Here is a 13,574-nt window from a genome sequence, read left to right as displayed (position 1 = left end):
TCCGTACGCCGTCTCTGATGCGGCATTGCCCCTCCATCCAATTACCGTATCGTGTACACAGCGAACATCAGTACTGAACGCGATTTCTCAAGGAGGCTAGTATGGACGGCAGGCTCGACGGCAAGCGTGCTTTCGTGACAGGAGCGGGTCAGGGGATCGGCCGCGCGATCGCGCTGGCGTTTGCGAGGGAAGGCGCCGAGGTGGTCGCGGCCAGCCGCACGGCCGAGAAGATGGCTGATCTTCCGAACATTGCCCCATCCATACGGCCGGTCGGCCTCGATGTGACCGACAAGGAAGCGGTAAACCGAGCGATCGGAGGGGCTGGCCCTCTCGACGTTCTCGTCAACTGCGCCGGCTGGGTACACAATGGCACGATCCTCGACTGTTCCGACGAGGACTGGACGCGAAGCCTGGACCAGAACGCGACCTCCTGCTTCCTCACCATCCGCGCGGCTCTGCCCGGTATGATCGAGCGCCGGAAGGGGTCCATCGTCAATGTCGCTTCGGTCGCGTCCTCCGTAACCGGTGTGGCAAACCGCGCTGCCTACGGCGCCGGCAAGGCGGCGGTCATCGGCCTTACAAAGGCAGTGGCGCGCGACGTGATCCGAACGGGCGTGCGCGTGAACGCATTATGCCCCGGCACGACGAAGTCCCCTTCCCTGGAAGCACGCATCGCCGTTACTGACGATCCAGACGCGACGCGACGCGCCTTCACCGAACGTCAACCCATGGGACGCCTGGGCGAGGTCGAGGAAATGGCCGCCGCAGCCCTCCACCTTGCAAGCGACGAATCCGCCTTTACCACGGGTGCGGTCATGGTGGTCGACGGGGGGCAGACTCTGTGAGCACACCCGAGCGCTCGCAAGACGAGCTGATGTCCAGCCGCATAATGCCGGACGCACTTGATACATTCTGCCGCTCCGTATTGGCAGCACTCGGTGCCAGCGAGGCGACCATCGACGCGGCGACACGGGCTATGATGCACGCTTCCCGGCTGGGCGTGGACAGCCATGGCGTGCGGCTGCTCGATCACTACGTCCGGGCGCTTACTCACGGTCGCGTCAACAAGACTCCGAAAATGGAACTGGCGCGGAACGGCGCGATCGCCACACTCGACGCAGACGACGCGCATGGCGCCCTTGCCGCATACACGGCCATGGATGAAGCCGTCCGCCTGGCCAGTGAGTTCGGAATTGGCGCCGTTGCAATTGGCAACAGCTCGCATTTCGGACCGGCGGGCGCCTTTGCGCATGCGGCGGCCAATGCCGGCATGATCGGCGTCGTCATGTGCAACTCCGACAGCTTCGTGCGCTTGCATGACGGGGCCGCGCGCTTTCACGGCACGAATCCAATTTCCTGCGCAGTTCCGGTAGAAGGGGCGCGCCCATGGCTCCTCGACATGGCGACCAGCGCTATTCCCTATAATCGGGTTCAGCTATACGGCAGCCTCGATCGGCAGCTGCCACCCGACACCGGTTCGGATGGCCGGGGCGAGGAGACACGGGAGCCGGAGCTCGTGGAGATGCTCGCTCCCCTCGGCGGCGCCTTCGGCTTCAAGGGCGCGGGGCTTGCCGGGATGGTCGAGATATTCAGCGCCATGCTTTCAGGCATGCGTTTCAGCTCCGAAATCGCCCCCATGGGCGGGCCCGACTTCTCGACCCCGCGCAGGCTCGGGGCATTTGTTCTGGCGATCAGACCGGACGCCTTCACCAACCAACACACCTTTTCGGACGGGATGCGGCGCTATCTCACCGCGTTGCGCAACTCGCCGGCGCGAGCGGAGAGAACGGTCATGGCGCCGGGCGACCGCGAGTGGGCCGAGGCCGATCGGCGGGAAAGCCAAGGCATTCCGCTGGACCCGGCAACGCTGGAAGCTTTCCGCGGGCTCGCCGAGCGCTTCAAGCTCAAAATGCCGATCCTTATGCGTGATAGCTGACGGGCTCGGGAGGAGGATACAGAACGTCCCTGCCTACCTCTTCAACGGCAAATGCGCGATCGTGCATCAATGCACCGTCCAACTTCTGCATCGAAAAGAGGTATGCTCTTAAAAACGGGCGTGCGTAATCTGCGCTCTATGCGAAGAAAATCGCAACGGCGCGCGTCCAGCCGGCCGATGCGCCGGCGATCTTCACCGGAAGACATGAAACATAAATGCCATTGGCCGGAAGTGCCTCGAGATTGTGCAGTTTTTCGATGTGGCAGTAGCCGATCTCACGTCCCGCCTTGTGACCCTCCCAGATGATTGAGCCGTCGCCGCTTTCCTCAAACCGCCGGCGCGTATGGCTGAACGGTGCATCCCAGCCCCTTCGTACCAGTGCCGATAGCGGCAAGGGCCAATGCAGCGAGAGATGTTGTCGCTGCGCTAACCATAGACGGCGTTCCTGATCTCGACCGGAAACGCACCGGCCATGCCCTCGAAGGCGGTATTCGTGAGCGCAACGACGGACAGGCCGTTCGCGCGGTCGATGAACCAGTTGTGGCCGTAGGCCCCTCCCCATTGCAGCGTGCCGGGCGCTTGGGGTGAGCCGGTCGGCCTGGGATCGACCAACACCGCCCATCCATAGCCGAACCCCCACCCCGGCCCCTGCGTCTCGGCTTGGGTGCCGACATGGTCGGCAGCCATCGCTTCGACCGTCTCGGGGGCAAGGATCGGTGTGCCGCCGGTGCGGATGGCTTCCAGAAAGCGCAGAACGTCACCTGCCGTACCTGCCATGCCGGCACCACCCGATGGGTAGGACTCGGGATCAAGGATACGGGACGGAGCGAATGATGCGGCCGTACCGAAAATTGGCACCTGCATTCCATCCGTCATCGGCACGGGCTTCGGGTTTCCATCCGCATACGCTGCGGCCAGACGCGCGGTGTCTCGGACAGCAAAATCCGTGTCGGCAAGTCCAAGCGGGGCCGTCACCTCCTCACGAACGATCTCGGCGAGGCTTCGGCCTTCCAGCTTCTCCAATATGCCGCCGAGCACGTCGAGGCCGAGGGAGTAGCGCCAGCCAGCGCCGGGTTCGAACGCCAGCGGTGCGGCTCCAAGGCGTGACAGGTTCTCCTGTAACGATAGGCCTGGCTGATCGAGACCGTCCGAAATGTTCAGCTTGTGATACGGCCCGTCGGACGGTTCGAGAAAGCTGTAGCCCAGGCCGGACGTATGAGTGAGTAGATGATGGATAGTGATCTCCGGCCGCCTACCATCGGGCAGAGCGGGGCGGAAGTCCGGCAGCCATTGCCTTACCGACGCATGAAGGTCCAGCCGGCCTTTCTCCACAAGCCGCATGGCGGCTGCCGTCACGATTGGCTTGGTGATAGACGCGAGCCGGAAGATCGCATCTTCGCGCATCGGGGTCCGGGTTTCGCGATCCGAGTAGCCGGCGGCACGGCTATGGATGATCTCGCCGTCACGGGCTACGAGCACGACCGCGCCGACAATACGCCGCTCGGCGAGCGCGTTGTCGATTGCTGCTGTGATGCGGGCGGGGGCTTGGGAAAAATCAGGAAGACTCATGAGGAACAGCCTTTTATAATCACAATGACCATTCCCGAATAGCGCGGCTGAAAAGATATTTCTAGAGTGATCATTGTGAAAAATAAAAAACCCACGTCCCGGCCACGCGGCCGCCCTCGCGCTTTCGACCGAGAAGAGGTGTTGGGGAAGGCTGCGGAGACCTTCTGGCGGCTCGGTTATGAAGGCGCGTCCATCGCCGATCTCACGGCCGCAATGGGGATCACGCCGCAAAGCCTCTATGCAGCTTTCGCATCCAAGGCGGAGCTCTATCGCGAGGCGCTGGCCTGGTATCAGGCCCGTATCGGAGCCGCGACCGCCCGTGCGATGGAGGAAGAGATCGACGTGGCGGCGGCATTGGCGCGCGTTCTTCGCGAATCCGCGCGGGAGTTCACCAAACCCGGTCGCCCGCACGGCTGTATGGTCTCGACAGCCGTGCTAACCTGCGCCGTCGAGAACGAGCCGATAGCCCGCCATGTGAGTGGTCTGCGTGACCGGACCCTTGATGCCATCAAGGCAAGGATCGAACGCGGCGTTGCCGAAGGACAGTTGCGACCCGAGACCGATGCCGAAGCCCTTGCTCGCTTTATCGGCGCGATGATTCAGGGCATGTCGGTGCAGGCGCAGGACGGCGCGTGCTGTGCGGCGTTGCTCGGACTCGTGGAACACGCGATCGCGGAGATCGAGCGTCAGCGCGTCTGACCAGCAAGCGGTATCAGCGTCGTGGGCTTTCCCCCAGCTGCGGGCGGAGCGACGCGTTCTCGGGGATTAGCACTCGCTAGATCAGAACCGAACGCACAAGGCCGGTTGCTACGCCGCAGCATCGCGCGCATAGCCGCAGATGCGCTCGGCGAGACGCCCAAGACAAGCGCGTAGCGCCGGGAAGCCGTCGTTCTTCTCCAATGTTTCGGGGTCCATATAGAGATCGCGATTGATTTCGATCTGCAGGCTGTGCCGCCCTTCCGCCGGTCGGCCATGCCGTAACACCAGTTCCGCGCCCTTGTATGGATCGTTGGTGGTGACGCTATAGTCCATCTCCTCGAGCACGGATGCCACGAAGGCTGTGAACTCAGGCGCGCAAGAGGTGCCATCACGATCGCCGAGAACGAAGGCGGGCCGCGGCTTCCCGGGGTCGGGCGACAAAGCATTGCCGGAGCCGGTCATCGAGTGGCAGTTGATGTGCCATGCCACTCCCCAGCGCCGGTGCGCCTCATCGAGCGCGGAATCCAGCACCTCGTGATAAGGCCGCCAGCATAGATCGATGCGGCGCTGCACCTCCGCGACACTGAGAAGCCTGTCGTAGATCGGCACTTCGTTTCCGATCTCGCGGAAGATCAGGCCAACTCCGCGCTTAGTATGATCGCTCGGGCTGACCGGACCCGGCCAGGGCTCTTCGAGCAGTTCCTCGTCGAGATCGACGAGCGTCCTGTTGGGATCGATGTAGGTCCGGGCAAAACGGGCGACAACGAGTACCGCTCCATGTCGCGGCACGTCGGCGACGAGTTCGTCGACGAAGCGGTCCTCGCCGCCCTTGAGCAGGTGGAGCGGTACGGCCGGCCGGAAATCCGGCGGATAGACCGCGCCGCTATGGGGGGAATCAAAAACCACCGGCGCGCGCGACCCGGTAGGGTCGTATCGCCGCACGGTCATCTCCTGCAGTGTTTCACTGGCAGAGGGCCCCAACTCGCGATGCGTCCCGCTCATCTTCGTCCTCAGGCGACATCTTCACCAAACTCGCCGGCCGGGTTGGCGCGGGTGGGCATTTTTAGGATCTGCGGTAGAAGATCCCGGCTGAACACGTCGTGCAGGCGCCTGAGCTCCTCCACCGGCCGCTCGTGTTCATCCACCCGGATGTCCCAAAGCGGGTATTCCTCCGTGTCGACGACGTAAACCGTCGCCGAGCGCTCGCCCTTGGTGTCGCCGCCCGCTTGATCGCCGGCTGTCAGCGCCTCGACCAAGCGCTTGTCGAGCGGACTGTCGGCCATTTGCTTGAATGTCTCCGCCGCGGCGCGCAGAACATGCGGGCCGGCTAAGCGGTTGCCCTGCACGGTGAACCCGTCATCTAAGTGATGACCCGACCAGTCGGGGCACCCGGAGCCCGTCCAGGCGGCCCGACCACCCGACGCGTCGACGACGGCGAACTGGCGCAGGTCGGCTCGGGGGTCACGGTGCTTCAAACGCTCCACGACTTCATCGGCGGAAAGCCCCTGTCGCAGGAGATCAAGGCCGTCGACCCCGAGATACGGATTGAGCCGCGCCTGGGTGGCGACGGCTCCCACGCCGGTGAAAGCATGCGTCAGCAACTTGCCAACAGCAGGCATCGCGGTAGCCGCCGCGATCCCGAACTGGCCGGTCTTTGCGCATTTGGCGACGATCGAGAAGGTCATGGATCCGGCTTTACTGTTTTTTTCGTGACGGGAAGCCAACGCCACCCGCGCGAACCGGTTCCGCCGCTGCGGGCTATTGGATCCATGATAGCCGACAGGCAACCCCTGCCCTCAATCCTACGAACGGCTCCATGTCGGGCCGCTTGCGAAATTGTTGTCGTCTGCACACTTTCAGTGGGTCGCCAGTGAAGTCCCGGCAATCACCTCATTGCTTGTTTGCTAACCGGCTACCATTCCGCCGTTCCCGGGGCGTCTGCGCGTAGCGATCATGGTGGCGCACCCAATCCATTCCCTCGCCCTCGTTGCGACCCTTCGGCGTGAGGTCGAGCATGGCGTAGGTGCCATCATCACCTCCACACCGCCGACGTGTTCGGTGGTAATCTCCTCGGGCGTGAAACTGACCCGGAAATCGTAGTTGAACGGGCTGCCGTTCGAGATACCCACCTGAACCGCCGGCCATGCGATGGCGAAAGCGCTCGATCTCGACAAGCGGCGCGCGAGATGGCGATCATGGCGACGTCGTGGTTCACTGGTTGATGCCATCGTCGCGTACGCAGCCCGACTCACAGCCGGTAGAGATGCATACCTTGATGAGGCGCCCGTTGTCGCCGGAAGCTACCATTGTGCCGCGGAGCCCCCGATCGAGAGCTTGTTCGGATTCTCCGGCGACATCGACCGCGGATGTATGATCTGCCGACTGGGTTCGGAACGGCAAACCGCGTTTGTCAAAGAATGATTGCGTCGTCGTATTGCAGCCCAAGACACGAAGCGGTGAAGCCAGCATTCGCTCTCAGCCGATCTGACCACAAAGCCGACGTACCAAATTGCCTAGACCTCTGGAATTCTGGCTGCTTTCAGGTAGGAAAGGCACATCGTCGCCAGTTGGTTGCGAATATCGGCTTCCAACATGGTCGGCAGATTTCGCTCGAATACGTTGCGCACCGTTCCGAAGATCACGGTCAGAAGGGTTGTGTTGATAAGGGCGAGGTCGACGTAACTGGCATCGGACGCGCTGCTGAGCATGGCGATAGTTGCTGCATCCACACGCTGTGCGAAAGCCTCGATCAAAGCCTCGTTGTCCAGTTCGACTGCTGAACGATAGAGCGCGCGGGTTACGTCGCTCCGCTCGGTTTTTGCCCGCCAGTATGCGTCAATGAGTGCTTCGACCATCTCCGCTGTGGAAGCACCATGCTTGTCTCGGCATGCCTTTTCTACCTTTTCAGCCACTATATCGAGATAGCGCTCGTTCAGGGCATAAAGCAGCGACTGCTTGTTCGGGAAATACTGGTACATCGTGCCGACGGAAACGCCGGCACGCTCCGCCACGCGCGTGGTGGTTAGCCGATGCAACCCTTCGGCCAGCAAAACCTGAATAGTCGCCTCGAAAATTGCGTCCAGGGTCGCGGCCGCGCGTGCCTGACGCGGCCTTTTCCGAGGGCTTAGGTGAGCGGGTGGCGTCGCAGCCATATGCGAATCCTCAAAGCGAAGGATTGTTCATATATTGGCGATCGCATCAAACCAAGCCTCGAAAGGAAATCAGATGACGGACAAAAAGCGTATAGCGCTCGTTACCGGAGCCAACAAAGGCATCGGATTTGAAATCGCACGGCAACTCGCAGAAGCGGGCGCCACCGTCTTGATCGGTGCTCGTAACCCTGAACGCGGCAAGAAGGCTGCGGCGGACCTGTCATCGGCGGGTCTGCCCGTCGAAAATATCGAGATCGACGTCAACGATGAAGCGAGCATTGCTGCTGCCGCCGAACAGATTGCGGACAGGCATGGACGGTTGGATATTCTGGTCAATAATGCCGGTATCGTCGATGCTGCTGATGGTCCGCCGACCGCTGCCTCGACGGCAGCGGTGCGCCGGATCATGGAGACGAACTTCATCGGCACTCTGGCGGTCACGCAGGCGATGCTGCCCCTGCTGCGCAATTCGCAGGCTGGCCGCATCGTTAACCTTGCCACCACGTTGGGATCGCTCACGATAAACGGTGATCCGTCCTCGCCCTACTATTCGGCGCGCCTAATCGGCTACAATGCCTCCAAAGCAGCGCTCAACATGTTGACCGTGCAACTCGCCGCAGAATTGCAGGGCACGCCTATCGTTGTGAACTCGGTGTGCCCTGGATATGTGAAAACCGATCTCACGGGAAACACTGGCTTCATGACGCCTGAAGAAGGTGCAAGGTTGCCGGTCGAGTACGCGCTTCTGGGTGAGGATGTCGTTTCCGGTCGCTTTGTGGAGCCGGATGGTGACACGCCCTGGTGAGGTCGAGAGTTCAGAGAGTATCTCTGCGGAGCAACCCTGGCGACCATAATCGGCGCAAGAGGAAATGCCGCTTTGGGCGCCGGTTCGGGTGCTAGCGGGGCCCCCGCGTCAAGTTTCCGCCAACTTATGAGGACTCACCGCGCAACTACCGCATGGCGACGTCCATCTTCGACATGGTAGGTGCGAACAACCTTACCGTCGTCGAACTCATGGATGCCGTCAGGTTCTAGGCGGGCGCGGACCTCCTCGGGGGACGACAGCGCATCATAGATAGGTGCTACCGGAGCTGCCGCGTGGTCGTTGATAATGCGTCTGTGTAACAGCACAACCAGGAACCGTGGTGGCGAGCGCGTTCAGGGCACCGACAGCCAGTGTCCATTTCGTTATGGCGGCATTCATCCTCTGCGGGTTGATGAATCGGCTGGAAGACCGGAGCAAGGCAGCCTGTTGCAAGCGGTAGCACCGTAGAATCGATACTGCCCTGTCATTCACTGGGCGAATGAATGGCCGTTAGTCGCTCTTCCGTGCTGGACCTTGCGTGAACATGCCAGTGATGCAGTCACGGAACCAACGCTGTGCAGGGTGCGTGTCGTTGCGCCTATGCCATGACAACGTGAAAGAGACCGGGTCCAGTTGGATGGGTGGCTTCTTCACACAGAGATGTTCGGCTTGCCCGGACGCTTCTATCACACCTTCCAGAATCGTCGCGATCATATCCGACGAGGCGGCGAGAGCTGGGGCGGCGTAGAGATGTGGAAGCGTCAGGGCGAGGCGGCGCTTCAGCCCCTGCTTTGCCAGGGCCGCGTCCACGACGCCGAAACGGTCGTTCTCGGGTGAGACCAGGAGATGCGACAGAGACAAGAACGTTTCAAGGGACAGGTCCTGACTGGCAGCCGGATGATCCTTCCGAAGGATGCAGACGAAACGCTCATCGAATAAGGGAGCGCTCAGTATGCGGCCAGCCGGCGTGGGTGGGACGCCAATGGTCATGTCCACTTCCCCAGCGTCGAGCATGGCGACGGCATCATCCCGGTCCGTGAAGTTGCGCACCTCGAGGGTGATCCCCGGTGCTGTCTCGCGCAGCATGGCAACGAGCCGTGGTAAAAACCTGAACGTCGGGTGATCGGACAAACCGATGGATAGAGAGGCCGTCGATGTCGACGGGTCGAAGGCCTGGGTGAATTCCAGCGTACGCTGGATCTCAGCCAGAGCATGACTGATCGGTTGGGCCAGATCCAGGGCCCGTGGCGTCGGCTGTAGCCCGTTAGGTCCGCGCACAAACAGCTCGTCCTGAAGCAGAGCGCGCAGCCGCGAAAGTGCTGCGCTCATTGCCGGCTGCGTGCGACCGATCCGGGTTCCTGCACGCGTGACGCTTCGCTCGGCTATCAGTGCATCGAACGCGACAAGAAGGTTGAGGTCTATGCCATGCAAATCCATCAGATGAATGGTTACGCATACTGGATATCGATCTCAAGCATGCGTACGACCTCCTTATCCTATGGGCAGATTCTTCGTTGAGGATGCCCTATGATCAGTCAAGAAACGAAACCCGACGTCTCTGGCCTGCTTTCGGAAGACCGCAATGCCGTCGAGACGTTTTATCGCGCTTTCGCTGGCAAGCCGGACTTGCTCGACGATGCGGTCGCCAAGGACTGGCAGGACATTCCACTCGCGCCCGGCCAGATACCGGGACGCGAGGGAATGAAACCGCTCATCGCCGCTTTTGGAGTTGCGTTTCCCGATGCCGAGGTCTCGATTCACGAGATCATAGGGACGCCGGGCCGTGCGGCCGTACGGGCCACGATCTCCGGCACACATCAAGGCGAGTGGTTCGGCATCGCCCCGACCGGCAAATCCTTCCAGATGCCGATCCACGAGTTTCACCACATTGCCGACGGCAGGCTGACTCACACCTGGCATCTCGAGGACTGGTTCGGGTGGCTCAATCAGGTCGGCGCATGGCCGGCAAGTCCGCAGGAAAACGCGTGATGAAGGCTATCCGTCTCTCCGGCTACCAAGCCCAGCCCGCACTTGAAGATATCGCCAGGCCGGTACCGGCAAGCGGACAGGTTCTGGTCCGCGTCCGGGCTGCTAGCCTCAACCCGCTCGACGTCAAGCTCCAGCGCGGCTACATGGCCCAATTCTTTCCCCTGACTTTTCCCTACACGCTCGGCACTGACCTCGCCGGAGAGATCGAGCAAGTGGGAGCGGATGTTGAAGGATGGGCTGTCGGCGAGAAGATTGTCGCTCGAACCGATCCGACCGCCGGGGGTGCTTTTGCAGAATATGCGGTGGTGCCGGTGGATTATCTTTCGAAGGCGCCCATCAATCTAATGCTCGAGAAAACAGCCGGCGTTCCGACAGCAGCCGGGACAGCCTGGCAGGCCTTCTTCGAGACCGCCAATCTTGTCGAGGGCCAGACCGTATTAATCCATGCCGGTGCCGGCGGCGTCGGGAGTTTCGCGATCCAGTTCGCTCGAAAGGCAGGCGCCAGGGTCATCGCGACGGCATCGGGTACCGGCCTTAACATCGCCCGCCGGCTTGGCGCCGACAAGGTCATCGATTATCGCGCCGAGAACTTCGTTCGGAAGGCCACCGACATCGATGTCGTACTCGACACGATTGGCGGCGAAACCCAGCAACGATCTTTCGAAACGCTGCGTGCAGGTGGGCATTTGCTGGCAACCGCTATGCCACCGGATGAAGCTCTTGCGAAGGCCCACAGCGTCACCGCCGGTTTCGTATTCCATGCTTCCGACGGTCAGCGTCTGGCCCGTGTCCTGGACTACCTCGACAAGAACGGTCTGAAGGTCCTGGTGGACCGGAAAGTGTCCTTGAGCGAGTTCGCTCCAGCGTTCGAACACCAGGCTTCTGGCCATGCCCGCGGCAAGATCATCGTCACAGTCAACTAAGTTCAACGCGGCAGCGGAGGCTTAAGCTACCAGCGGTCCGCGTCCGCGCCCTGCAGAGCGACCAGGTCGAACAGCAGACGGTCCCTGTTTTCGAACCCTGAAAAGGGAGAAGCAACATGCAAGGCAATATCACAACACCAAGCCGGGTTTCGTTGAAGCTGGCAGTCCTTGCCGGCTTTGCCGGGCGATCCGCGAGTTGTCGAGCGGCTCCGGGCTGTCGCCTGCGCGACTGGAACGGGTCATTCGCGACAGCTATCCTACGTGGGAAAACCAGACTTCATTCGACCAGCACTGGCCTACCTGCGCCAACAGACTTGAATGAAATCTCTGACTGCGACGTGCGGTCGAACGGCAATCCCCGCATTCTATTGCCGCCGTCTGTATCCATCACTCCCACTCGATCGTGCCCGGCGGTTTGCTTGTCACGTCGTAGACGACGCGGTTGATGCCTTTGACTTCGTTGATGATGCGGGTGGCGGTGCGGCCCAGGAAGTCCATGTCATAGTGGTAGAAATCCGCTGTCATGCCGTCGACGGAGGTGACGGCGCGCAGGGCGCAGACATATTCGTAGGTGCGACCGTCGCCCATGACGCCGACGGTCTGCACCGGCAGGAGGACGGCGAAGGCCTGCCAGATGGCGTCGTAGAGGCCGGCCTTGCGGATCTCGTCGAGATAGATGGCGTCGGCGGAGCGGAGGATTTCGAGTTTGTCGCGGGTGACGCCGCCGGGGCAGCGGATGGCGAGGCCCGGACCCGGGAAGGGATGGCGGCCGATGAAACGGTCGGGCAGGCCGAGCTCCTTGCCGAGCACCCTCACCTCGTCCTTGAAGAGCTCGCGCAGCGGCTCGACCAGGCTCATGTTCATGCGCTCGGGCAAGCCGCCGACATTGTGGTGGGACTTGATGGTGACGGAGGGCCCGCCGGTGAAGGAGACGCTTTCGATCACGTCGGGGTACAGCGTTCCCTGGACGAGGAAGTCGGCGCCGCCGAGCTTTTTGGCCTCCTCCTCGAAGACCTCGATAAACAGGCGGCCGATGGTCTTGCGCTTCTTTTCCGGGTCGCTCTCGCCTTCCAGCGCGCCGATGAAGCGGTCGGATGCATCGACCAGGATGAGCGGCACATTGTAGTGTCCCCGGAACATCTCGACGACCTCAGCCGCCTCGTTCTTGCGCATCAGGCCGTGGTCGACGAGGATGCAGGTGAGCTGATCGCCCACCGCCTCGTGCGCCAGCAGAGCGGCGACGGAGGAATCCACGCCCCCTGACAGCGCGCAGATCACCTTCCCCGAGCCGACCTGATCGCGGATTGCCTGAATGGCCTGCTCGCGATAGGCCGCCATGGTCCAGTCGCCCTTGAGCCCGGCAACCTTGTGCACGAAATTGGCAATCAGCCTGGCGCCGTCCGGCGTGTGGACCACCTCCGGGTGGAATTGCACGCCGTAGTATTTCCGATCGTCGTTGGCGATTGCCGCGAAGGGCGCCCCGGACGAGGTGCCGACCACCTTGAAGCCCGGCGGAAGCGCGGTCACCCGGTCTCCATGGCTCATCCAGACCTGATGCCTGGTCTCCGGCTCCCAAATGCCCTGGAAGAGCGCACAGTCTTCCTCGACATCCAGGAAGGCACGGCCGAACTCGCGATGTTCGCTTCCTTCCACCGCGCCGCCAAGCTGCGCGCACATGGACTGCTGCCCGTAGCAGATGCCGAAGATCGGAACGCCGGATTCGAAAATGATATCCGGTACGCGCGGGCTTCCTGCATCCACGGTGGAAGCGGGGCTTCCCGACAGGATGACCGCTTTGGGCTTCAGCCGCTTGAAGGCGTCTTCGGCGGATTGGAAAGGGGCGATTTCGGAATAGACGCCAGCCTCGCGCACGCGGCGCGCAATCAGCTGCGTGACCTGGCTGCCGAAATCGATGATGAGAACGGTATCGGGATGGGTCGTGATGCTCATGGCGAGCCTTTAATGAAGGATGGCGGCGAGCGCAACGGGTCAGTCGCAGCTTTGCCCATATCTCTCCTCTCTACACGTTCGAAAAAGGGGGGCGCGCGTCATCGTCGCCACGCCCGGCTTGCCGCCGTCTGGCCATTTCAAAGGTCGGGAAACAGGGCGCGTGGTCCGAGCCTCTCTATTAGTTTAAGTGGCGCGTTCCACGCGCCCCGCCGGAGTCTGTCCCGCCGTCGGCCGGTCCCTCGGGCTTCGTCTCCTTCCCGGCTGCACCCACTTAGGGGGTGGTCTTGGCCGGGCCGAAGGAGAAACCCTAGCGGCTTCTCCGCGGCTTCCGCGACGCAGTCTCCGAACCTGCGCCCGTTTTTCCGAAGCGGCGTCTGTCACCCACCGCCCCGGCACCGCCGGCCTGTCGCGAGCCCTCACATGCCTCCAGGAACCGACCCTGGAGGGGGAGGCCTNTGGAGCAGGGGAGGTGCAGTATGGCGATGGATAGCTATTTTCGGGAGAAGTTCTCGAATCCGTGTATTGTCTTGCGGGTATGGGGGATATCCGCA

General features: G+C 62.0%; 12 protein-coding genes and 2 pseudogenes. 6 read left to right on the top strand and 8 right to left on the bottom strand.

Annotation, left to right across the window (positions count from 1 at the left end; translation table 11 throughout):
• Window positions 1-101 precede the first annotated feature (101 nt).
• Both LY631_RS10515 and LY631_RS10510 read left to right on the top strand, forming a co-directional pair.
• Window positions 102-845, top strand: coding sequence for an SDR family oxidoreductase (locus tag LY631_RS10515; RefSeq protein ID WP_274425257.1), 744 nt, complete (start codon window positions 102-104; stop codon window positions 843-845).
• Window positions 846-874: 29 nt separating this feature from the next.
• Complete coding sequence (locus tag LY631_RS10510) at window positions 875-1,936, top strand: Ldh family oxidoreductase (RefSeq protein ID WP_274425256.1); 1,062 nt, start codon at window positions 875-877, stop codon at window positions 1,934-1,936.
• Between the two features lie 136 nt (window positions 1,937-2,072).
• Here the strand turns inward: LY631_RS10510 and LY631_RS10505 are convergent.
• Together LY631_RS10505 and LY631_RS10500 are read right to left on the bottom strand one after the other, a co-directional pair.
• Window positions 2,073-2,300 (bottom strand): annotated as a pseudogene (locus tag LY631_RS10505) (cyclase family protein); the annotation flags it as partial.
• 62 nt (window positions 2,301-2,362) lie between these two features.
• Entirely contained in the window at window positions 2,363-3,505 is a 1,143-nt protein-coding gene (locus LY631_RS10500; RefSeq protein ID WP_274425255.1) for a serine hydrolase domain-containing protein, read from the bottom strand.
• A gap of 66 nt (window positions 3,506-3,571) precedes the next feature.
• Between LY631_RS10500 and LY631_RS10495 the strand changes: the two genes are divergently transcribed.
• Window positions 3,572-4,204 (top strand): TetR/AcrR family transcriptional regulator, encoded by a 633-nt coding sequence (locus tag LY631_RS10495; RefSeq protein WP_274425254.1) that lies wholly within the window; start codon window positions 3,572-3,574, stop codon window positions 4,202-4,204.
• A 108-nt stretch (window positions 4,205-4,312) separates the two neighbouring features.
• Here the strand turns inward: LY631_RS10495 and LY631_RS10490 are convergent, their stop codons facing one another.
• The 4 genes and pseudogenes from LY631_RS10490 to LY631_RS10475 form a co-directional block, all read right to left on the bottom strand.
• Window positions 4,313-5,206: an N-formylglutamate amidohydrolase gene (locus tag LY631_RS10490; protein WP_274425253.1), complete on the bottom strand. Its 894-nt coding sequence runs from the start codon at window positions 5,204-5,206 to the stop codon at window positions 4,313-4,315.
• A gap of 8 nt (window positions 5,207-5,214) precedes the next feature.
• The gene (locus LY631_RS10485; RefSeq protein WP_274425252.1) at window positions 5,215-5,889 is read right to left on the bottom strand and encodes a DUF1028 domain-containing protein; all 675 of its coding nucleotides are present in this window, start codon (window positions 5,887-5,889) and stop codon (window positions 5,215-5,217) included.
• Between the two features lie 205 nt (window positions 5,890-6,094).
• Window positions 6,095-6,416 (bottom strand): annotated as a pseudogene (locus LY631_RS20470) (DUF899 family protein); the annotation flags it as partial.
• A 301-nt stretch (window positions 6,417-6,717) separates the two neighbouring features.
• On the bottom strand, window positions 6,718-7,356 hold the full coding sequence (locus LY631_RS10475; protein WP_274425249.1) for a TetR/AcrR family transcriptional regulator: 639 nt from the start codon (window positions 7,354-7,356) through the stop codon (window positions 6,718-6,720).
• Window positions 7,357-7,429: 73 nt separating this feature from the next.
• Here LY631_RS10475 and LY631_RS10470 point away from each other — a divergent pair, with 73 nt between their 5' ends.
• The gene (locus LY631_RS10470; RefSeq protein WP_274425247.1) at window positions 7,430-8,161 is read left to right on the top strand and encodes an SDR family oxidoreductase; all 732 of its coding nucleotides are present in this window, start codon (window positions 7,430-7,432) and stop codon (window positions 8,159-8,161) included.
• Window positions 8,162-8,671: 510 nt separating this feature from the next.
• Here LY631_RS10470 and LY631_RS10465 read toward each other — a convergent pair.
• Window positions 8,672-9,601, bottom strand: coding sequence for a LysR family transcriptional regulator (locus LY631_RS10465; protein WP_274425491.1), 930 nt, complete (start codon window positions 9,599-9,601; stop codon window positions 8,672-8,674).
• An 87-nt stretch (window positions 9,602-9,688) separates the two neighbouring features.
• Here LY631_RS10465 and LY631_RS10460 point away from each other — a divergent pair, with 87 nt between their 5' ends.
• Both LY631_RS10460 and LY631_RS10455 read left to right on the top strand, forming a co-directional pair.
• Complete coding sequence (locus LY631_RS10460; protein ID WP_274425246.1) at window positions 9,689-10,150, top strand: ester cyclase; 462 nt, start codon at window positions 9,689-9,691, stop codon at window positions 10,148-10,150.
• Window positions 10,150-11,073 (top strand): NADP-dependent oxidoreductase, encoded by a 924-nt coding sequence (locus tag LY631_RS10455; RefSeq protein WP_274425244.1) that lies wholly within the window; start codon window positions 10,150-10,152, stop codon window positions 11,071-11,073. The genes LY631_RS10460 and LY631_RS10455 overlap by 1 nt, the downstream gene beginning before the upstream one ends.
• A gap of 387 nt (window positions 11,074-11,460) precedes the next feature.
• Here LY631_RS10455 and guaA read toward each other — a convergent pair whose 3' ends face one another.
• Window positions 11,461-13,023, bottom strand: a complete 1,563-nt coding sequence (gene guaA / locus LY631_RS10450) for a glutamine-hydrolyzing GMP synthase (RefSeq protein ID WP_274425242.1) — start codon at window positions 13,021-13,023, stop codon at window positions 11,461-11,463.
• Window positions 13,024-13,574: the final 551 nt, after the last annotated feature.

Source organism: Chelativorans sp. YIM 93263 (genome assembly GCF_028767125.1).
Taxonomy (GTDB): Bacteria; Pseudomonadota; Alphaproteobacteria; order Rhizobiales; family Rhizobiaceae; genus Chelativorans.
Note: the sequence above shows the minus strand (reverse complement) of the source record. Positions and strands in the feature narration are given on the sequence as shown.